The following is a 23,578-nucleotide window of genomic DNA, read 5'->3' as shown; positions in this document are numbered from 1 at the left end:
GCGCCGCCGTAAGGAGTACACGCCAGATGGAGAACGAGGACAAGCTCCGCGATTACCTCAAGCGGGCCACCACCGATCTGCGCAACACGCGCCGACGGCTGCGCGAGGTCGAGGACCGGGAGCACGAGCCCATCGCGATCATCGGGATGAGCTGCCGCTATCCCGGCGGCGTGGCCTCGCCCGAGGACCTGTGGCAGCTCGTCGCCGACGGCGGGGACGCCGTGGTGGAGTTCCCGGCCGACCGCGGCTGGGACGCCGACACGCTCTACGACCCCGACCCGGACCACGCGGGCACGTCCATCACCCGGCACGGCGGTTTCCTGCAGGACGCGGCGGGCTTCGACCCGGCGTTCTTCGGGGTCAGCCCCCGCGAGGCCGCGGCGATGGACCCCCAGCAGCGACTGCTCCTTGAGACGTCGTGGGAGGCGTTCGAGCGCGCGGGCATCGACCCCGTACAGGCCAAGGACACCAGGACCGGTGTCTTCGCGGGCATCATGTACAACGACTACGCGACGCGGCTGCCGCAGGCGCCCGAAGGGTTCGAGGGCTTCCTCGCCAACGGCAGCGCGGGCAGCATCGCGTCCGGCCGCATCGCCTACACCCTCGGCCTCGTCGGGCCCGCGGTGACGGTGGACACGGCGTGCTCCTCGTCGCTGGTCGCCCTGCACCTCGCGATGGTGGCACTGCGCCGTGAGGAGTGCTCCCTCGCACTGGCGGGCGGCGCCACGTTCATGGCCACGCCGCGCACGTTCGTCGAGTACAGCAGGCAGCGCGCCCTGTCCGTGGACGGCCGCTGCAAGGCGTTCTCCGACAGCGCCGACGGCACCGGCTGGGGCGAGGGCGTCGGCATGCTCCTCGTGGAGCGCCTGTCCGACGCCCGCCGCAACGGCCACCCGATCCTCGCGGTGGTCCGCGGCTCCGCGGTCAACCAGGACGGTGCGTCCCACGGCCTGACCGCGCCCAACGGCCCCTCCCAGCAGACCGTCATCAACCAGGCCCTGGCGAGCGCGCGACTCACCCCGGCCCAGGTCGACGCCGTCGAGGCGCACGGCACCGGCACCACCCTCGGCGACCCCATCGAGGCGCACGCCCTCATCGCGACCTACGGCGCCGAGCGCACCGCGGAGCGCCCGCTGTGGCTGGGTTCGCTGAAGTCGAACATCGGCCACGCCCAGGCGGCGGCCGGGGTCGGCGGCATCATCAAGATGGTCATGGCGATGCGGCACGGCACGCTGCCCAAGACCCTGCACGTCGACGAGCCGAGCAGCCACGTCGACTGGTCGGCCGGCACCGTGGCCCTGCTCACCGAGGCACAGCCGTGGCCGGAGACCGGCGAGCCCCGCCGCGCCGGTGTGTCCTCGTTCGGCGTCAGCGGCACGAACACCCACGTCATCCTGGAGCAGGCACCCGCCTCCCCGGAGGAGACGCCCGCCGCGGACCCGCGGCCCACGACGGACGCCGACGCGTCGGCCGTCGCCGTCACGCCCTGGACGCTGTCCGCCCGCACTCCCGACGCGCTGCGCGCACAGGCCGACCGACTCCGGTCCGCCGTGGCGGCCGCCACCGACTTCGACCCGGCGGGCACCGGCTTCTCCCTGGCCACGACCCGCTCCCTGTTCGAGCACCGCGCCGTCCTTGTGGCGGAGGATCGCGCCACCACCCTCGACAGGCTCACCGCGCTCGCCGAGGGGCGTGGCGGTCCGGGTGTCGTCGTGGGCGAAGCCGCATCGCACCGGCTGGGCTTCCTGTTCTCGGGCCAGGGTTCGCAGCGTCTGGGGATGGGGCGTGAACTTGCCGCTCGTTTCCCGGTGTTCGCGGATGCGCTGGAGGCCGTGCTTGCGGAGTTCGAGCCGTCGGTACGCGGCGTTCTGTTCGGCGAGGACGCCGACGCCCTGAACGAGACGGGGGTGACGCAGCCCGCGCTGTTCGCCGTCGAGGTCGCGCTGTTTAGGCTTCTTGAGTCGTGGGGTGTGCGCCCCGACCTGCTGGCGGGCCATTCGATCGGTGAGTTGGCTGCCGCGCATGTGTCGGGTGTTTGGTCGCTGTCGGACGCGGTGAAGGTGGTGGCCGCGCGTGGTGCGTTGATGCAGGCGCTGCCGTCCGGTGGTGCGATGGTCGCCGTCCAGGCGTCTGAGGCTGAGGTGACGGCTGAGGGCTTGCCGGAGTCGGTGGGTATCGCGGCGGTTAACGGTCCTAACTCCGTAGTGATTTCCGGTGTGGCCGCTGACGTCGAGGCGGTCGCGGAGCGGTGGCGTGAGGCGGGCCGGAAGATCTCCCGGCTGAAGGTCAGCCACGCGTTCCACTCGCCCCTGATGGACCCGATGCTCGACGACTTCCGCCGGGTCCTGGAGGGCGTGTCGTACGAGACGCCCCAGATCCCCATCGTGTCGACGCTGACCGGTACGAAGGCGACCGCCGAGGAGTTGGCCTCCCCGGACTACTGGGTGCGGCACGTGCGCGAGTCCGTGCGCTTCGCCGACGCCGTCGTGGCGCTGCGCGAGCAGGGCGCCGACGTGTTCGTGGAGATCGGCCCCGGCGGAACGCTGTCCGGTCTCGGGCAGCTCACGGCGCCGGAGGCCGCCTTCGTGCCCGCCCTGCGCGGCGATCGCCCCGAGCTCGTCGCGCTGACCACGGCCGTCGGCCACCTGCACGTGCGCGGTGTCGCGGTGAACCTGGCCGCATGCTTCGACGGCAGCGGCGCTCAGCGCGTGGATCTGCCGACGTACGCCTTCCAGCGCGAGCGCTACTGGCTGGACGCCGACCCCGTCGAGACGGGCGTCGAGCGCATGTCGCCGGTCGAGGCCCGATTCTGGGAGGCAGTGGAGGAAGGCGATCCCGCTGATCTCGCCCGCACGCTGGGTGTGTCGTCGGACGACCCGCTGAGCGCGGTGCTGCCTCGGCTGTCCGCGTGGCGCAGGAAGCAGCGGGATCGGTCTGTCGCCGACGGGTGGCGGTATGGGGTCGAGTGGCGGCCGGTGTCCGCTGCGAGCCGTCAACTGGACGGTGTCTGGCTGGTCGTGGCGCCGACGGGTGAGGAGCGCGCCGAGTGGGTGCGTGCGGCGCTGGCCCGCAACGGCGCCGACGTCCGCGTCCTGGATGTGGACCCGGAGGCGGTTGACTGGGCGGCGCAGTTGAGCGAACTGCCCGCGCTCGACGGGGTCGTCTCGCTGCTGGGGCTCGCGGACAGTGGCGAGTCGGCCGTGCCCGCGGGTGTGGCGGCCACGATCGGTCTGTTACGCGCCCTGGGCGACGCGAACGTGTCCGCGCCGTTGTGGTGCCTCACGTCGGGCGCGGTGGCGGCGGCCGAGGGCGATGCGGTCCCCGGGATCGAGCAGTCGATGCTGTGGGGCCTCGGCCGGGTGGCAGCCCTGGAGCACCCTGACCGCTGGGGCGGTCTGGTCGACGTACTCGAGGCGCCGGACGAGACGACCGGTGACCTGCTGGCCACGGTGCTCGCCGGTACGGGCGGCGAGGACCAACTCGCCCTGCGGGGCGACGGGGTCCTCGGGCGCAGGCTGGCGCCCGCGCCGCTCGGCGCTGCCGCCGGAGAGGGCTGGTCGCCGCGCGGCACGGTCCTGGTGACCGGTGGCACCGGCGCCCTGGGCGGCCATGTGGCGCGCTGGGTCGCGGCACACGGCGCCGAGCACGTCGTACTGGTGAGCCGTCGCGGTGCAGCGGCCGAAGGCGCCGTCGCCCTGGAGGCCGAGCTCGTCGAGCTCGGCGCGCGGGCCACGTTCGCCGCCTGTGACATGGCGGACCGGGACGCCGTCGCGGCGCTCCTGGAGAGCGTCCCCTCGCTCACCGCCGTCGTGCACACGGCGGGCATCGAGCGCTCCGCCGCCCTCGCCGACCTCGACCCGGGCGACCTCACCGAATTCGGCGACGTGCTTGCGGCGAAGGTCGACGGCGCGCGGAATCTGCACGAGCTCCTGGGCGACACGCCGCTGGACGCGTTCGTGTTGTTCTCGTCCATCGCCGGAGTCTGGGGCAGCGGCGGCCAGGCCGCCTACGGCGCGGCAAACGCCTACCTCGACGCCCTCGCCGACCACCGCGGGGCCGCGGGCCTGCCCGCCACCGCCGTCGCCTGGGGCCCGTGGGCCGACGGCGGCATGGTCGAGGACGCCGGTGCGGACGTGGCCGCGCAACTGCACCGCAGGGGCCTGACGACGATGGCCCCCGACGCGGCGCTCGCCGGTCTCGCCGCGGCCATCGGCCACGGCGACGGACAGATCACCGTCGCGGACGTCGACTGGTCCCGGTTCGCGGGCACCTTCATGGCGCAGCGCCCCAGCCCGCTCCTCGGTGAACTCCCCGAGGTGCAGGCCGCGTTCGACACCGCTCCGGCCGAGCAGGGCACGTCGGCGCTCGCCCAGCGTCTGGCCGGTCTGGACGAGGCCGAGCAGGAGCGTCAGCTCACCGAGCTGGTCCGGTACGAGGCGGCCGCCGTGCTCGGCCACGCGTCCGGCGACGCCTTCTCGGCCACCCGCGCCTTCCGCGACCTCGGCTTCGACTCCCTGACGGCCGTCGAGCTGCGCGCCCGCCTCAGCGAGGCAACCGGCGTGGCCCTGCCCGCCGCCGTGGTCTTCGACTACCCGACGGCCGCCGCGCTGGCCACCTATCTGCGTACCGAACTGTCCGGCGCGGCCGCCGCCACCCCCACTGCCGCGGCGGCCGCGGCGGGTGTGACGGACGAGCCGATCGCGATCGTGGCGATGTCGTGCCGCTTCCCCGGCGGCGTGTCCAGCCCGGAGGACCTCTGGCAGGTGCTGCGGTCCGGCGTGGACGCGGTGACCGACTTCCCGACCGACCGCGGCTGGGACGTCGAGGCGCTGTACGACCCGGAGGGCACGGGCGTCGGCACGTCGTACTCCCGCATGGGTGCCTTCCTCGATCACGTGGCGGACTTCGACCCCGCGCCCTTCGGGATATCGCCGCGCGAGGCGCTCGCCATGGACCCGCAGCAGCGGCTGCTCCTGGAGACGTCGTGGGAGGCGTTCGAGCGGGCGGGCATCGACCCGCAGTCGCTGCGCGGCAGCCGGTCGGGCGTGTTCGTCGGCACCAACGGCCAGGACTACGCACGGCTGATGATGGCCGCCGAGGACACCGTCGACGGGTACTTCGGCACCGGCAGCGCGGCGAGCGTCATCTCCGGCCGCCTCTCGTACACGTTCGGCCTCGAAGGCCCCGCGGTGACGGTGGACACGGCGTGCTCGTCGTCGCTCGTCGCCCTGCACCTGGCCGTGCAGGCCCTCCAGAAGGGCGAGTGCGAGCTGGCGCTCGCGGGCGGTGTGACGGTGATGTCGACGCCAGCCGCGTTCGTGGAGTTCAGCCGCCAGCGCGGGCTCTCCGTGGACGGCCGGTGCAAGGCGTTCGGTGCGGACGCCGACGGCACCGGCTGGGGCGAGGGCGTCGGCATGCTGCTCGTCGAGCGCCTGTCCGACGCGCAGCGCAACGGCCACCAGGTGCTCGCCGTCGTACGCGGATCCGCGATCAACCAGGACGGCGCGTCCAACGGTCTCACCGCGCCCAACGGCCCCTCGCAGCAGCGGGTCATCCGCGCCGCGCTGGCGGCCGCCGGCCTGGAGCCGTCCGATGTGGACGCGGTCGAGGCACACGGCACGGGTACGAAGCTGGGTGACCCGATCGAGGCGCAGGCGCTCCTCGCCGCCTACGGCCAGGACCGTGCCGGTGAGCCGCTGTGGCTCGGCTCGATCAAGTCGAACATCGGTCACACCCAGGCCGCCGCCGGTGTCGCCGGTGTGATCAAGATGGTCCTTGCGATGCGGCACGGTGTGCTGCCCCGGACCCTGCACGCGGACGAGCCGTCGCCGCACGTGGACTGGTCCGCCGGTGCGGTCGAGGTGCTGTCGGAGGCCCGGCCGTGGCCTGCCGCGGATCGGCCGTGGCGTGCCGGTGTGTCGTCGTTCGGGTTCAGCGGGACCAACGCGCACGCCATCATCGAGCAGGCCCCCGCAGTCGTGCGGGAGGACGTCCCGGAGCCGCTGCCGGTCGGCGCGGTCGTCCCGTGGCTCCTCTCGGCCAAGACCCCCGAGGCGCTGCGGGAGCAGGCCGGGCGGCTCAAGTCCTTTGTGGACGCGGCCCCTGAGCTGTCCGTGCCGGACGTGGGCCGCGCGCTGGTGTTCTCGCGGGCGGTGCTCGAGCACCGAGCCGTGGTCGTCGCCGCTGACACCGCCGACTTCCAGTCGGGCCTGGCCGCGCTCGCCGAGGGGCGTGGCGGTCCGGGTGTCGCGGTGGGTGAGGCGGCAGTGCACCGGCTGGGCTTCCTGTTCTCGGGCCAGGGCTCGCAGCGCCTGGGGATGGGCCGTGAACTGGAGGCTCGTTTCCCGGCGTTCGCCGAGGCACTGCACGAGGTGCTCGCGGAGTTCGACCCGTCGGTGCGTGAGGTGCTGTTCGGTGCGGACGCTGATGCGCTGAACGAGACGGGGGTGACTCAGCCCGCGCTGTTCGCGGTCGAGGTGGCGCTGTTCCGCCTCCTTGAGTCCTTGGGTGTGCGGGCGGATGTGCTGGCCGGTCATTCGATCGGTGAGCTAGCTGCCGCGCATGTGGCGGGTGTGTGGTCGCTGGCGGACGCCGCCAAGGTGGTGGCCGCGCGTGGTGCGCTCATGCAGGCGCTGCCGACCGGTGGCGCGATGATCGCGATTCAGGCGTCCGAGGTAGAGGTCACTTCTGAGGGCTTGCCGGAGTCGGTGGGTATCGCGGCGGTTAATGGTCCTAACTCGGTGGTCGTCTCCGGTGTTGCCGCCGATGTGGAGGCTGTTGCGGAGCGGTGGCGTGAGGCGGGCCGGAAGATCTCCCGTCTCAAGGTCAGCCACGCGTTCCACTCCCCGCTCATGGACCCGATGCTCGACGAGTTCCGTGCGGTGGTCGAGGGAATCGAGTGCGGCGAACCCGAGATCCCGATCGTGTCGACGCTGACCGGACAGCTCGCCACGGCCGAGGAGCTGGCCTCCTCGGACTACTGGGTGCGGCACGTCCGCGAGTCCGTGCGCTTCCACGACGCCGTCGTGACGCTGCGCGAGCAGGACACCGACGTGTTCGTCGAGGTCGGCCCCGGCGGAACGCTGTCCGCTCTCGGCCTGGGCAGCGCGCCCGACGCGGCGTTCCTGCCCGCGCTGCGCGCGGACAGGCCCGAGGAGAACGCGCTCCTCGGCACGGTCGCCGCGCTGCACACGCAGGGCGTGCCGGTCGACTGGGCCGCGTACTTCGAGGTCGGCGGCGCCCGCCGGGTCGACCTGCCCACCTATGCCTTCCAGCGCGAGCGCTACTGGCTGGACGCCGCGTCCGTCGGTGACGGCGCCGATCGGATGTCGCCGGTCGAGGCCCGATTCTGGGAGGTCGTCGAGGAAGGCGACATCGCTGATCTCGCGCGCACGCTGGGTGTGTCGTCGGACGATTCGTTGAGTGCGGTGCTGCCTCGGCTGTCCGCGTGGCGCAGGAAGCAGCGGGACCGGTCTGTCGCCGACGGGTGGCGGTACGGGGTCGAGTGGCGGCCGGTGTCCGCCGGGGCGCGGCAGTTGGACGGTGTCTGGCTGGTCGTGGCGCCGTCGGGTGAGGACCGCGTCGAGTGGGTGCGTGCGGCGCTGGCCCGCAACGGTGCCGACGTCCGCGTCCTGGATGTGGACCCGGAGGCGGTTGACTGGGCGGCTCAGTTGGGTGAGTTGCCCGCGCTCGACGGGGTCGTCTCGCTGCTGGGGCTTGTCGACAGGGGCGATTCGGCGGTGCCGACGGGTGTCGCGGGCACGGTCGACCTGCTGCGGGCGCTCGGTGACTCGGGTGTGGAGGCGCCGTTGTGGTGCCTGACGTCCGGTGCGGTGGCGGCGGCCGAGGACGACGTCGTCGCCGGATTCGAACAGTCGATGCTGTGGGGTCTTGGCCGGGTGGCAGCCCTGGAGCAGGCCGGTCGTTGGGGCGGACTGGTCGACGTACCCGAGGCACCGGATGAGGCGGCCGGTGACCTGCTGGCCTCCGTCCTCGCCGGGACGAGTGGCGAGGACCAGGTCGCGCTGCGGGGCGACGGGATCCTCGGCCGCAGGCTGGCGCCCGCACCGCTGGGCGCTGCCGCGACCGAGGGCTGGACGCCGCGCGGCACCGTCCTGGTGACCGGCGGCACCGGTGCCCTGGGCGGCCATGTGGCGCGCTGGCTGGCGGCGAGCGGCGCCGAGCACGTCGTCCTGGCGGGGCGTCGCGGCCCGGACGCCGAGGGCGCCGGGGAACTGGAGGCGGAGCTCGTCGAGTTGGGCGCGCGCGTCACCGTCGCCGCCTGCGACGTGACGGACAAGGAATCGCTCCGGGCGCTCCTGGAGATCGTCCCGTCGCTCACCGCCGTCGTGCACACGGCGGGCATCGAGCGCTCGGCCACCCTCGCCGAGCTGGACCGGGACGACCTGGCCGGTGTGCTCGCGGCGAAGGTCGACGGCGCGCGGAACCTGCACGAACTCCTCGGCGACACGCCGCTGGACGCGTTCGTGCTGTTCTCGTCCATCGCCGGAGTCTGGGGCAGCAGCGGGCAGGGCGCGTACGCGGCTGCCAACGCCTACCTGGATTCCCTGGCCGAGCACCGCAGGGCCGCGGGCCTGCCCGCCACGGCGGTCGCCTGGGGGCCGTGGGGCGGCGGCGGCATGGTCGCCACCGCCGAGCAGACCGCGCTGTTGCAGCGCTGGGGCCTGTCGACGCTGGTTCCGGCCGTGGCGATCGCCGGTCTGGCCACGGCCTTGGAGCGCGGTGACGGGAACGTCGTCGTCGCCGACGTCGACTGGTCCCGGTTCGCGGGCACCTTCATGGCGCAGCGCCCCAGCTCGCTGCTCAGCGAACTGCCCGAGGTTCAGGCCGCGTTCGGGACCTCGGCGGAGCAGGGCACGTCGGCGCTCGCCCAGCGCCTGGCCGGTCTGGACGAGGCCGAGCAGGAGGGGCAGCTCACCGAGCTGGTCCGGTACGAGGCGGCCGCTGTCCTGGGCCATGTGTCCGGGGATGCGTTCTCGGCCACCCGCGCCTTCCGGGACCTGGGCTTCGACTCCCTGACGGCCGTCGAACTGCGCGCCCGCCTCAGCGACGCCACTGGTCTCGCCCTGCCCGCGACGCTGGTCTTCGACTACCCGACGGCCGCCGTCCTGGCCGCGTACCTGCGTACCGAACTGTGCGGCGCCAGTGGGGCACCCACGGCCTCGGCTCCGGTCGCCGTCTCCGGTGTGAGTGACGAGCCGATCGCGATCGTGTCGATGTCGTGCCGCTACCCCGGAGGCGTGTCCAGCCCGGAGGACCTGTGGAACGTCCTCCTGTCCGGCGGCGACGCCGTGACGGAGTTCCCGGCCGATCGCGGCTGGGACGTCGAGGCGCTGTACAACCCCGACCCGGACGCGGTCGGCACCACCTATCTCAAGTCGGGTGCGTTCCTGTCCGACGTGAGCGGCTTCGACGCGGGCTTCTTCGGGATCTCGCCGCGCGAGGCCCTCGCCATGGACCCGCAGCAGCGCCTCCTCCTGGAGACCTCCTGGGAACTCCTCGAGCAGGCCGGGGTCGACCCGGCGTCGCTGCGCGGGGAGAGCGTCGGCGTGTTCGTGGGCTCGAACGCGCAGGACTACGGGCTCGTGCTCGGCGAGGCCGCCGAGGACACCGGCGGATACATGGCGACCGGCAACGCGGCCAGCGTCTCGTCCGGCCGCCTGTCGTACACGTTCGGCTTCGAGGGCCCGGCCGTCACCGTTGACACGGCGTGCTCCTCGTCGCTGGTCGCCCTGCACCTGGCGGTGCAGGCGCTGCGGTCGGGCGAGTGCGAACTGGCGCTCGCGGGCGGCGTGACCGTGATGTCCACGCCCGGTGCGTTCATCGAGTTCAGCCGCCAGCGCGGCCTTTCCCTCGACGGCCGCTGCAAGGCCTTCGCCGCCGCCGCCGACGGCACCAGCTGGGGCGAGGGCGTCGGCATGCTCTTCGTCGAGCGCCTCTCGGACGCTCAGCGCAACGGGCACCCCGTCCTCGCGGTGATCCGCGGCTCGGCGGTCAACCAGGACGGCGCGTCCAACGGCCTCACCGCTCCCAACGGCCCCTCGCAGCAGCGCGTCATCCGCCAGGCCCTGGCCAGCGCGGGCCTGACCACGGCCGACGTCGACGCGGTCGAGGCCCACGGCACGGGTACGAAGCTCGGCGACCCGATCGAGGCCCAGGCGCTCCTCGCCACCTACGGGCAGGACCGCCCCGCCGAGCGGCCCCTGTGGCTCGGGTCGGTGAAGTCCAACATCGGGCACACCCAGGCAGCCGCCGGTGTGGCGGGCGTGATCAAGATGGTCATGGCGATGCGCCACGGCGTCCTGCCGCGCACCCTGCACGTGGACGAGCCGTCACCGCACGTCGACTGGTCGGCGGGCGCGGTGGAACTCCTCACCGACGAGCGCGCGTGGCCCGCCGTCGACCGGCCGTGGCGTGCCGGTGTGTCGTCGTTCGGGTTCAGCGGCACCAACGCGCACGCCATCATCGAGCAGGCCCCCGCGGCGACGCCCGCCGAGGCGACGGCGCCGACGGAGCCCGGCGTCCTGCCGTGGGTCCTCTCGGCCCGGTCCGGCGAGGCGCTGCGGCAGCAGGCCGCCCGGCTCCGGGACGAGCTCGACCACAAGGCGGACGTGCGGGTCGCCGACGTCGCCCACACACTGCGGTCCCGGCCGGCCTTCGACCACCGCGCCGTCCTGATGGGCCTCGACCGCGAGGACTTCCTCAGCGGCCTCACCGCCCTGGCCGACGGCCGCGAGGCCCCGAACGTCGTCACCGGCGCGGCCGACAACACCGGCACCGGCACGGTGTTCGTGTTCCCCGGCCACGGCACGCAGTGGGTCGGCATGGCCCTCGAACTCCTGGAGTCCTCGCCGGTGTTCCGCGCGCGGATGCGGGAGTGCGCGGAGGCGCTCGGCGAGCACGTCGACTGGTCGCTCCTCGACGCCATCCAGGACCCCGCCCTGATGGAGCGCCTGGACGTCGTCCAACCCGCCCTCTTCGCCGTGATGGTGTCGCTGGCCGCCACCTGGCGGTCGTGGGGCGTCGAGCCGAGCGCCGTCCTCGGACACTCGCAGGGCGAGATCGCGGCGGCCTGCGTCGCGGGCGCCCTGCCCCTGGAGGACGCGGCGCGCCTCGTCGTCCTGCGCAGCAAGGCGCTGACCGCGCTCGCCGGACAGGGCGGCATGGTGTCCGTCGCGCTCGACGTCGACGCCGTACGGGACCTCATCGCGCCCTGGGACGGACAGCTCGACATCGGCGTGGTGAACGGCCCCGCCTCCGTCGTCGTGTCCGGCGACGCCGCCGCCCTCGACGAACTGGTGGACCTCTGCGCCGAGAAGGGCGTGTGGGCGCGGCGGGTCCAGGCGGACTACGCCCCGCACTCCCACCACGTCGAGCGGATCGAGGCGGAACTCCTGGCGGGCATCGCGGATGTGACGCCGCGCTCCGGAGACGTGCCGTACTTCTCGCCGCTGACCGGCGGCTGGCTGGACACCCGCGAGCTGGACGCCGCGTACTGGTACCGCAGCCTGCGCCGGACCGTGCAGTTCGCCGACTCCGTCTCCGCACTGGTGGCAGCGGGCTTCAGCACCTTCGTCGAGGTCAGCCCGCACCCGGTCCTCGTGGCCGGGCTGGGCGAACTGGCAGGCGCCGACGGCGTGGTAGTCGGCTCGCTGCGGCGCGGGGACGGAAGCCCGGCCCGGCTCATGACCTCGGCGGCCACGCTGTTCACGCGCGGCGGCCGGGTGGAGTGGCCGCTCCCCGCGGCACAGCGCGTCGACCTGCCGACGTACCCGTTCCAGCACGAGCGCTTCTGGCCCACGGCGGCACACACCGCGTCTGGCGACGTGACCTCGGCCGGACTTGGCCGGGTGGACCACGCCGTGCTCGTCGCCGTCACCGAACTCGCCGACTCCGAAGGGCTCGTGTTCAGCGGCCGGCTGTCCCTGCGCACCCACCCGTGGCTCACCGACTACCGCGTGCTCGGCACAGCCGTGCTCCCCGGCGCGGCCTACGTGGACCTCGCGCTGCGCGCCGGTGACCACGTCGGCTGCGCGGCCCTGGACGACCTCGTCCTGGAGGCGCCCCTGGTGGTGCCCGAGCGGGACGGCGTCCAGGTGCGGCTCAGCGTCGACGGGCCGGACGCGGCGGGCCGGCGGGCCTTCACCGTGGACTCCCGAGGGGACGCGGGCGGCGCCTGGACCCGCCACGCCACCGGCACCCTGGCGGCCGAGGCCGAACCCGTCACCGACGACCTGGTCGCCTGGCCGCCGACCGAGGCCGAACCGGTCGAGGTCGACGACCACTACGCCACCGTCGCCGCCTCGGGCCTCGACCACGGCCCCGCCTTCCAGGGCCTGCGCGCCGCCTGGCGCAAGGGTGACGAGGTGTTCGCCGAAGTGGTCCTTCCGGACGGCCTCACGGACGAGGGCTTCGGCCTGCACCCGGCCCTCCTGGACGCCGCGCTGCACACGGCCGGGCTCGGGGTGAGCTCGGACGGGCTCCCGTTCTCGTGGGCCGGGGTGCGGCTGCTCGCGACCGGCGCGACGGTGCTGCGGGTCCGGCTGACGCCCGTCGGCGTGGACGCCGTGGCGGTGCTCGTCGCCGACGGCTCCGGTGAACCGGTCGCCGCCGTCGACCAGTTGAGCCTGCGGCCCCTCTCGGCCGACCAGCTGAACCTCGCCCGGTCCGCCCACCGCGACTCGCTGTTCGAGGTGAAATGGGTCCCCGTACGGGACGCCGCTCCCGACACCGGCACCTGGGCGGTGCTCGGCGGCGACACCGCCCGCCTCGCCCAGGCCCTCACCGCGGCGGGCGAGCCGGTCGACGCGCACGACGACCTGGCCGCGCTCGTGGCCGCCGTCGACGCGGGCGCGCCCGCGCCCCGGTGGGTGGCCGTGACGCCCGGCGAGGGCGCGACGACCCCGCGGGCGGCGACGCGCGACACCCTCGACCTGCTCCAGAAGTGGCTCGCCGACGACAGGTTCGCCGACGCGCGACTCGTGCTCCTCACGAGCGGCGCGGTGGCGGCGGGGCCCGACGAGGACGTCCCGGACTTGGTCCGCGCTCCCGCGTGGGGCCTGGTGCGGTCGGCACAGTCGGAACACCCGGAGCGGTTCGTGCTCGTCGACGTCGACGAGCACGAGAAGTCGCTGCGCGGGCTGCCCGCCGCGGTGGCCGCCGGGGAGCCGCAGCTCGCGATCAGGAACGGCGCCGCCTCGGTGGCCAGGCTGGCACGGCTCGCAACTCCGGCCGACGGGGCGGAGACCGACCACGCACCGGAGCCCGGCGCGTTCACCGCCGACAGCACGGTCCTGATCACCGGCGGTCTCGGTGTGCTCGGCGGCCTCACCGCACGCCACCTCGTCACCCGCCACGGCGTCGGCGCTCTGGTCCTCACCGGCCGCCGCGGCGCGGCCACGCCGGGCGCGGAGGAACTGCGCCGGGAACTGGAGGAGTCGGGCGCGCGGGTCACGATCGCCGCGTGCGACGTGAGCGACCGCGACGCCGTGGCGGCGCTCCTGGCCGAGCACCCCGTGACCTCCGTCGTGCACACCGCCGGTGTCCTGGACGACAGCGTGATCGAGTCCCTGACCCCGGAGCACGTCGACGCGGTGTTCGGCCCCAAGGGCGACGCCGCGCTGCATCTGCACGAGCTGACCCGCGAAGCGGACCTGTCGGCGTTCGTCCTGTTCTCCGCCGTCGCCGGTGTGTTCGGCAGCCCGGGCCAGGGCAACTACGCGGCGGCGAACAGCTTCCTGGACGCGCTCGCCCAGCACCGTCGGGCCGCCGGACTGCCCGCGACGTCGCTCGCCTGGGGCCTGTGGGCCGAGGCCAGCGGCATCACCGGGCACCTCGACGACGCCGACGTACAGCGGATGGCGCGCGGCGGCATGGCCCCGCTGTCCTCCGCCGACGGGATGGCGCTCTTCGACGCGGCGCGTGCGACCGGCGCCGCGACGGCGGTGCCCGCCGCGATCGACCTGGCCGCGCTGCGGGCCCACCCGGAGCAGGTACGGCCGCTGCTGCGCGGCCTGGTGCCCACGCCCGCCCGCAGGGCCGCGCGGTCCGGCGACGGTCCCGGCACGGTCTCGCTCGCCCAGCGGCTCGCGGGCCTCACCGAGGCGGAGCGGGACCGTACCCTCGTCCACCTCGTCCGCACCCACACGGCGGCCGTGCTCGGCTTCACGGGTCCGGAGGCTGTCGAGGCGGAACGGGCCTTCAAGGAGCTCGGGTTCGACTCGCTGACCGGTGTGGAGCTGCGCAACAGGCTCGACGCCGAGGTCGGCACGCGACTGCCCGCGACCCTGGTCTTCGACCACCCGACGCCGGCGGCACTCGCGGCCCACCTGCGGACGACGGTGCTCGCCGACGACCGCACGCCCGCCGCCGAGGTGCTCGGTGAACTCAACAAGCTGACGGTCACCATCTCCAAGCTCGACCCGAACGACGCGCTGGTCGGAGACATCCGGCTGCGGCTCCGGTCGCTCCTGTCCACCTGGGACGACAAGGAGCCGGAGAGCGCGGCGGGCGACCTCGACTCGGCAACGCTCGACGACGTGTTCAACATCATCGACGAGGAACTTGAGTCCTGAACCGCAGGTCCGGACTCTCACCTAAAGGGGTAACAAAGCACATGTCGAACGACGACAAGGTCCTCGACTACCTGAAGCGCGTCACCACGGATCTGCGGCAGACCAAGCAACGGCTGCGCGAGGTCGAGGAGAAGGCCGCCGAGCCGATCGCGATCGTCGGCATGAGCTGCCGGTTCCCCGGCGGCGTCGAGTCGCCCGAGGACCTGTGGCGTCTGGTCGAGTCCGGCACGGACGCGGTGTCGGACTTCCCGACCGACCGTGGCTGGGACGTCGAGTCCCTCTACGACCCGGACCCCGACCGCTCCGGCACCACCTACAGCCGCAAGGGCGCCTTCCTGGACCGCGCCGCGGAGTTCGACTCCGGCTTCTTCGGGATCTCGCCGCGCGAGGCCTTAGCGATGGACCCGCAGCAGCGGCTGCTCCTGGAGACGTCGTGGGAGGCGTTCGAGCGGGCGGGCATCGACCCGCACACCCTGCGCGGCAGCCGGTCGGGCGTGTTCGTCGGCACCAACGGCCAGGACTACGCCGCCCTGTTGATGGCCGCGATGGAGACCGTCGAGGGCTACGCGGGCACCGGCATCTCGGCGAGCGTCATCTCCGGCCGCCTCTCGTACACGTTCGGCCTCGAAGGCCCCGCGGTGACGGTGGACACGGCGTGCTCGTCCTCGCTCGTCGCCCTGCACCTCGCGGCGCAGGCCCTGCACAAGGGCGAGTGCGACATGGCCCTCGTCGGTGGCGTGACGGTGATGTCGACACCCGGCTCCTTCGTGGAGTTCAGCCGCCAGCGCGGGCTCTCCGTGGACGGCCGGTGCAAGGCGTTCGCCGAGGCCGCCGACGGCACGGGCTGGGGCGAGGGCGCGGGCATGCTGCTCGTGGAGCGCCTGTCCGACGCCCAGCGCAATGGCCACCGGATCCTCGCGGTCGTACGCGGTTCGGCGGTCAACCAGGACGGCGCGTCCAACGGCCTCACCGCCCCCAACGGCCCCTCCCAGCAGCGCGTCATCCGCCAGGCCCTGGAGAGCGCGGGCCTCGCCCCGACGGACGTCGACGCCATCGAGGCGCACGGCACCGGCACCACCCTGGGCGACCCGATCGAGGCCCAGGCCCTCCTCGCGACCTACGGGCAGGGCCGCAGCGGCGAGCCCCTGTGGCTCGGCTCCGTGAAGTCCAACGTCGGCCACACCCAGGCCGCCGCGGGTGTCGCGGGCGTGATCAAGATGGTCATGGCGATGCGCCACGGCGTACTGCCGCGGACGCTGCACGTGGACCAGCCCTCGACGCACGTCGACTGGTCGGCGGGCGCCGTCGAACTCCTCACGGAGGCACGGCCGTGGCCGGAGACCGGCCACCTGCGCCGCGCCGGTGTGTCGTCCTTCGGCGTGAGCGGCACGAACGCGCACGCCATCATCGAGCAGGCCCCCGCCGTCGAGCAGGAGGAGGCCCCGGAGCCGGTAGGCGACGGCCTGGTGCCCTGGGTCCTCTCGGCCCGGAGCCCCGAGGCGCTGCGCGTCCAGGCCGAGCGGCTCCGCTCCCACGTCGCCGACCTCAATCCCCAGGACGTCGGCTTCTCGCTCGCCACCACACGGGCGGCGCTGGAACACCGTGCCGTCGTCGTCGCGGACGACCACGGGTCCCGTCTGACCGCCCTCACGGCACTGGCCGAGGGCAGGCAGACCCCGGGCCTGGTGACGGGCTCCACCGGCAGCGGCCTGCTGGGCTTCCTGTTCTCGGGCCAGGGTTCGCAGCGCCTCGGCATGGGGCGTGAACTCGCTTCCCGTTTCCCGGTGTTCGCGGATGCGCTGGAGGCGGTGCTTGCGGAGTTCGAGCCGTCGGTACGTGGCGTTCTGTTCGGCGAGGACGCCGACGCCCTGAACGAGACGGGGGTGACGCAGCCCGCGCTGTTCGCCGTCGAGGTCGCGCTGTTCAGGCTCCTTGAGTCGTGGGGTGTGCGCCCCGACCTGCTGGCGGGCCACTCGATCGGTGAGCTGGCTGCCGCGCATGTGGCGGGTGTCTGGTCGTTGTCGGACGCGGTGAAGGTGGTGTCGGCGCGTGGTGCGCTCATGCAGGCGCTCCCGACCGGTGGTGCGATGGTGGCCGTCCAGGCGTCTGAGGCTGAGGTCATGGCTGAGGGCTTGCCGGAGTCGGTGGGTATCGCGGCGGTTAATGGTCCTAACTCGGTCGTCGTCTCCGGTGTCGCCGCCGATGTGGAGACCGTCGCCGAGCGCTGGCGTGCGGCGGACCGGAAGGTCACGCGCCTCAAGGTCAGCCACGCGTTCCACTCACCCCTGATGGACCCGATCCTGGACGACTTCCGCGCGGTCCTGGCGGAGGTGTCGTACGAGGCGCCCGAGATCCCGATCGTGTCGACGCTCACCGGGCGGCCGGCCACGGCCGATGAGCTGGCCTCCCCGGACTACTGGGTGCGGCACGTGCGCGAGTCCGTGCGCTTCGCCGACGCCGTCGTGGCGCTGCGCGAGCAGGGCGCCGACGTGTTCGTGGAGATCGGCCCCGGCGGAACGCTGTGCGCTCTCGGTCTGAGCAGTGCGCCCGAGGCGGCTTTCCTGCCCGCGCTGCGTACGGACCGGCCCGAGGAGAACGCGTTCCTCACCGCGGTCGCCGCGCTGCACACGCACGGCGTGGCGGTCGACTGGACCGCCCGCTTCGACGGCAGCGGCGCCCGACGGGTGGAGCTGCCGACGTACGCGTTCCAGCGCGAGCGCTTCTGGCTGGACGTGCCCGCCGACGCGCGCACCGAGCGGATGTCGCCGGTGGAGGCGCGGTTCTGGGAGGCCATCGCGGAGGGCGACCTCGCCGACCTGGCCCGCATGCTGAACGTGTCGTCGGACGATCCGCTGAGCGACGTGCTGCCCATGCTGTCCGCCTGGCGCACGGAGCAGCAGGGCCGGGCCACCGTGGACGGCTGGCGCTACCGGATCGACTGGAGCCCGGTGACCGCCGCGAGCCGTCAACTGGACGGTGTCTGGCTGGTAGTGGCGCCGTCGGGCGAGGACCGCACCGAGTGGGTGCGTGCGGCGCTGGCCCGCAACGGTGCCGATGTCCGCGTCCTGGACGTGGACCCGGAGACGGTCGAGTGGGCGGAGCAGCTGGGCGAGCTGCCCGCGCTCGGCGGAGTGGTCTCGCTGCTGGGGCTCGCCGAGGCGGGCGACTCGGCGGTGCCCGCGGGGGCCACGGCCACGATCGGTCTGCTGCGAGCGCTCGGCGACGCGGGTGTGGAGGCGCCGTTGTGGTGTCTGACGTCCGGTGCGGTGGCGGCGGCCGACGGCGACGCGGTCGTCGGGTTCGAGCAGTCGCTGGTTTGGGGTCTTGGCCGGGTGGCCGCGCTGGAGCAGCCGGGCCGTTGGGGCGGTCTGGTGGACCTGCCCGCGGCGCCCGACGAGGCGGCCGGTGACCTGCTGGCCACGGTGCTCGCCGGTACGGGCGGCGAGGACCAGGTCGCGGTGCGCGGCGACGGGATTCTCGGCCGCAGGCTGGTGCCCGCGCCGCTGGGCGCTGCCGCGTCCGAGGGCTGGTCGCCGCGCGGGACGGTCCTGGTGACCGGCGGTACGGGCGCGCTCGGCACGCATGTCGCCCGGTGGCTGGTGGCGAAGGGTGCCGAGCACCTGCTCCTCACCAGCAGGCGCGGCGCCGCGGCCGAAGGCGCCGAGGACCTGCGTGCGGAGCTGACGACGCTCGGCGCGCGCGTCACCATCGCGGCCTGCGACGCCGCCGACCGGGACGCGCTGGCCGACGTACTCGCCTCCGTGCCCGCCGAGTTCCCGCTCACCGCGGTCGTGCACGCGGCCGGCATCGAGCGCACGGCTCCGCTCGCGGAGCTGGACGAGGACGACCTGGCCGGTGTGCTCGCGGCGAAGGTCGACGGCGCGCGGAACCTGCACGAGCTCCTGGGCGAAACGCCGCTGGACGCGTTCGTGCTGTTCTCGTCCATCGCCGGTGTGTGGGGGAGCGGTGCACAGGGCGCGTACGCGGCTGCCAACGCCTACCTCGACGCCCTGGCCGAGCACCGCAGGGCCGCGGGCCTGCCCGCCACCGCTGTCGCGTGGGGACCGTGGGCCGACGGCGGCATGGTCGCCAACTCCGGTGCGGACTCGGCGGCACAGCTGCGCCGCCGGGGCCTGAACTCGATGGCTCCCGTCGTGGCGATCGCCGGACTGGCCACAGTGCTGGAGCGCGGCGACGGCAACATCGTCGTCGCCGACATGGACTGGGAGCGGTTCGCGGGCACCTTCATGGCCCAGCGCCCCAGCCCGCTGCTCAGTGAACTGCCCGAGGTTCAGGCCGCGTTCGGGACCTCGGCGGAGCAGGGCACGTCGGCGCTCGCCCAGCGCCTCGCCGGTCTGGACGAGGCGGAGCAGGAGCGGCAGCTGACGGAGCTGGTGCGGTACGAGGCCGCTGCGGTCCTGGGCCATGTGTCCGGGGATGCGTTCTCCGCGACCCGCGCCTTCCGTGACCTGGGCTTCGACTCGCTGACGGCCGTCGAGCTGCGCGCCCGCCTGAGCGAGGCCACCGGTCTCGCGCTGCCCGCGACGCTGGTCTTCGACTACCCGACAGCCGCCGTCCTGGCCGCGTACCTGCGTACCGAACTCTCCGGCGCGGCCATCACCGCATCCACCGCTCCGGTCGCCGACTCCGCCACCATCACCGACGAGCCCATCGCGATCGTCGGCATGAGCTGCCGGTTCCCCGGGGGTGTGTCCAGCCCGGAGGAACTGTGGCAGATGCTCCTGTCCGGCGGCGACGCCGTGACGGAGTTCCCGGCCGATCGCGGTTGGGACGTGGAGGCGCTGTACGACCCCGACCCGGACGCGGTCGGGACCACCTATCTCAAGTCGGGTGCGTTCCTGTCCGACGTGAGCGGCTTCGACGCGGGCTTCTTCGGGATCTCGCCGCGCGAGGCCCTGGCCATGGACCCGCAGCAGCGCCTCCTCCTGGAGACCTCCTGGGAGGTCTTCGAGCGGGCGGGCATCGACCCGGCGTCGCTGCGCGGTGAGAGCGTCGGCGTGTTCGTGGGCTCGAACATGCATGACTACGCGCACGTCCTCGGCGGCGCCGCCGAGGACACCGGCGGCTACGCGGCGACCGGCAACGCGTCCAGCGTCGCCTCCGGCCGCCTGTCCTACACGTACGGCTTCGAAGGCCCGGCCGTCACCGTCGACACGGCCTGCTCGTCCTCGTTGGTCGCCCTGCACCTGGCCATCCAAGCCCTGCGCTCGGGCGAGTGCTCGCTGGCCCTCGCGGGCGGCGTGACCGTGATGGCGACGCCGGGTTCGTTCATCGAGTTCAGCCGCCAGCGCGGCCTTTCCCTGGACGGCCGGTGCAAGGCCTTCGCGGCGGCCGCCGACGGCACGGGCTGGGGCGAGGGCATCGGCATGCTCTTCGTCGAGCGCCTCTCGGACGCCCGACGCAACGGCCACGAGGTGCTCGCGGTCGTACGCGGCTCGGCGGTCAACCAGGACGGCGCGTCGAACGGTCTGACCGCGCCCAACGGTCCCTCGCAGCAGCGCGTGATCCGCCAGGCCCTGGCGAGCGCGGGCCTGGCCGCGGCCGACGTGGACGCGGTGGAGGCCCACGGCACGGGTACGACGCTCGGCGACCCGATCGAGGCGCAGGCGCTCCTCGCCACGTACGGCCAGAACCGTGCCGACGACCGGCCGCTGTGGCTCGGTTCGGTCAAGTCGAACATCGGCCACACGCAGGCCGCCGCGGGTGTCGCGGGCGTGATCAAGATGGTCATGGCGATGCGCCACGGCGTCCTGCCGCGCACCCTGCACGTGGACGAGCCGTCGCCGCACGTCGACTGGTCGGCGGGCGCGGTGGAACTCCTGGCGGAGACGCGCCCCTGGCCGGAGACGGGCCAGGTCTGGCGCGCCGGTGTGTCGTCGTTCGGGTTCAGCGGCACCAACGCGCACGTCATCGTCGAGCAGGCCCCTGCGGTCGAGCCGGAGGGAGCGCAGGACGACGCGCCGGAGCCGGTCGTCGACGGCCTCGTTCCGTGGGTCCTCTCGGCGCGCGGCGAGGACGCTCTGCGGGCCCAGGCCGAGCGGCTGATATCCGTGGTCGACGCGCACCCGCTCGTCGACGTCGGCTACTCGCTCGCTACGACGCGGGCGGCGTTGGACCACCGCGCGGTGGTCGTCGCCGGTGACCGGGACGAGTTCCTGGCCGCGCTGGCGGCGGTGGCCGACGGCCAGGTGACCGGTGCGGCGGTCACCGGGGTTGCTGGTGAGCCCGGCCGGGTCGGTTTCCTGTTCTCGGGTCAGGGGTCGCAGCGGCTCGCGATGGGCCGCGAACTGGCCGCTCGTTTCCCGGTGTTCGGGGATGCGCTGGATGCTGTGCTTGCGGAGTTCGAGCCGCGGGTGCGTGAGGTGCTGTTCGGTGAGGACGCTGACGCGCTGAACGAGACGGGGGTGACGCAGCCCGCGTTGTTCGCGGTTGAGGTGGCGTTGTTCCGGCTTCTTGAGTCGTGGGGTGTGCGGGCGGATGTGCTGGCCGGGCACTCGATCGGTGAGCTGGCTGCCGCGCATGTGTCGGGTGTGTGGTCGCTGACGGATGCGGTGAAGGTGGTGGCCGCGCGGGGTGCGTTGATGCAGGCGCTTCCCGAGGGCGGCGCGATGGTGGCCATCCAGGCGTCCGAGGCCGAGATCACGGGCGAGGGCTTGCCGGAGTCGGTGGGTATCGCGGCGGTTAATGGTCCTAACTCGGTGGTCGTCTCCGGTGTTGCCGCCGATGTGGAGGCTGTCGCGGAGCGCTGGCGTGAGGCGGGCCGCAAGGCGACCCGGCTCAAGGTCAGCCACGCGTTCCACTCCCCGCTCATGGAGCCGATGCTCGACGACTTCCGCGCGGTCCTCGACGGCGTTTCGTACGGGGAGCCGACGCTTCCCATCGTGTCGACGCTGACCGGTACGAAGGCGTCCGCCGAGGAGCTGGCCTCGCCCGAGTACTGGGTGCGCCATGTGCGCGAGTCGGTGCGGTTCGCCGATGCCGTGGGCGCTCTGGCCGCCGAGGGTGTGGCGACGTTCGTCGAGGTGGGCCCCGGCGGAGCGCTGTCGGCGCTCGGGCAGGAGTCTGCCCCGGACGCGGCCTTCGTACCGATGCTGCGCGGCGACCGCCCGGAGGACGTGGCTGTCACGACGGCTGCCGGGCACCTGCACGTGCGCGGTGTCCAGGTCGCGTGGGAGGCGTTCTTCGCCGGTCGTGGCGCGCGGCGCGTGGACCTGCCGACGTACGCGTTCCAGCATGAGCGGTTCTGGCCCGAGACGCTGGCCTTGACCGGTGATGTCACGGCGGCCGGGCTTGGTTCGGCGGAGCACCCGTTGCTGGGTGCGGCTGTCGCTGTCGGTGGCACGGATGGTGTGCTGCTGACTGGGCGGTTGTCGGTCCAGACGCATCCGTGGCTGGGCGAGTACGTGGTGCAGGGTGCGGCGCTGGTGCCGGGTTCGGCTCTCGTCGAGCTGGCTGTGCGTGCGGGGGACCAGGTCGGATGTGATCTGGTCGAGGAGCTGTCGCTGGAGGCGCCGTTGGTGCTGCCTTCGGACGGCTCGGTGCGGGTGCAGGTGTGGGTGGGTGCGTCGGACGAGTCGGGTCGGCGTGAGCTGACCTTCTACTCCAGCTCCGGTGATGTCGAGGACGGCCGTGCGTGGACGCGGCATGCCGTTGGTGTGCTGCGTGAGGGCGGCCTGTCCGATGGGGTCTCTCTGGAGGTGTGGCCTCCGGCGGGGGCCGAGGTCGTGGACCTGGAGGGGTTCTACGACGAGCGGGCCGAGGCCGGTTTCGGCTATGGGCCGGTGTTCCAGGGCCTGAAGGCCGCCTGGCGCAGCGGCAGCGAGGTGTTTGCCGAGGTCGCGCTGCCCGAGGGCGTGAAGGCCGACGGCTTCGGGCTGCACCCGGCGCTCCTTGACGCGACGCTGCACGCGGTCGGCCTCACCGACCATGCCGAGTCCGACCAGTTGCCGTTCTCGTGGTCGGGTGTGCGGCTGCACGCTTCGGGTGCGACGGCGCTGCGGGTGTGGCTGACGCCCACGGACACGGCGGACGGCGTGACACTCGCGATCGCGGACGGGGCAGGCGCTCCCGTCGCGACGGTGGACTCGCTCGTACTGCGGCCCGCGTCGGAGACGTTGACGCGTCAGGGCGGGGAGTCGCTGTTCGGCATCGACTGGGTGCCCGTGGCCCTGCCTGACGGCGACGTCCCGACGGCCGCGTGGACGGACCTGGAGACGCTGACGCCGTCGGCGGAACTGCCCGACTACGTGGTCCTGTCGTGCCCGGCCCCGTCTGGGTCCGACCCGGTGGCCTCGGCGCACGAGGCGGCGCACTGGGCGCTGCACGCGGTCCAGTCGTGGCTGGCGGACGAGCGGTTCGAGGCGGCCCGCCTGGCCGTCGTGACCAAGGGCGCGGTCGCCGCATCGGCTGAAGAGGCTGTACGCGATGTCGCGCAGGCGGCCGTGTGGGGCCTGGTGCGCTCGGCCCAGTCGGAGAACCCGGACCGGATCGTCCTGGTCGACCTCGACGACGAGGCGGCCTCTCTCGACGCGCTGCCCGCCGCGCTGGCCACCGGCGAGCCGCAGTTGGCGCTCCGCTCGGGCGCCGCGAACGCTCCGCGCCTGGCCAGGGTCAGCCTGTCCGCCGTGGCCGACCCCGGCTTCGGCGAGGGCGCGGTGCTGGTCACCGGCGCCACCGGCACGCTGGGCGGTCTGGTCGCCCGGCACCTGGTGGCGGAGCGAGGCGTACGCAAGCTGCTCCTCGTGAGCCGTCGTGGTATCGCGGCCGAGGGCGCGGAGGAACTGCGCGCCGAACTGGTCGAGCAGGGCGCCGAGGTGACGTACGCGGCCTGCGACGTCGCCGACCGCGAAGCCGTTGCCGCGCTGCTGTCCGCGCACGAGATCTCCGCCGTCGTGCACACCGCAGGTGTCCTCGACGACGCCACGATCGGCTCCCTCACCCCGGACCGCATCGACACCGTCTTC

The 23,578-nt window shown here is 73.5% G+C and carries 2 protein-coding genes (1 of these 2 cut by a window edge); both read left to right on the top strand.

From position 1 onward, the window contains the following. The first annotated feature begins 26 nt into the window (after positions 1–26). Entirely contained in the window at positions 27–14,594 is a 14,568-nt protein-coding gene (locus ACFVHO_RS06405; protein ID WP_385710823.1) for a type I polyketide synthase, read from the top strand. Next, positions 14,591–23,578: the start of a type I polyketide synthase gene (locus tag ACFVHO_RS06400; protein WP_385710861.1), read on the top strand. It continues 10,647 nt past the right edge of the window; the window shows 8,988 of its 19,635 coding nt (coding positions 1–8,988); the start codon lies at positions 14,591–14,593; the stop codon falls past the right edge of the window. Before ACFVHO_RS06405 ends, ACFVHO_RS06400 begins: the two co-directional genes overlap by 4 nt.

This window comes from Streptomyces sp. NPDC127108 (genome assembly GCF_042677545.1).
In the GTDB taxonomy this organism is placed as follows: domain Bacteria; phylum Actinomycetota; class Actinomycetes; order Streptomycetales; family Streptomycetaceae; genus Streptomyces.
This window is presented reverse-complemented; position numbering and strand designations above follow the sequence as displayed.

Coding starts and splice junctions, on each gene's coding strand:
- ACFVHO_RS06405 (WP_385710823.1), top strand. CDS start 27: ATGGAGAACGAGGACAAGCTCCGCGATTACCTCAAGCGGGCCACCACC.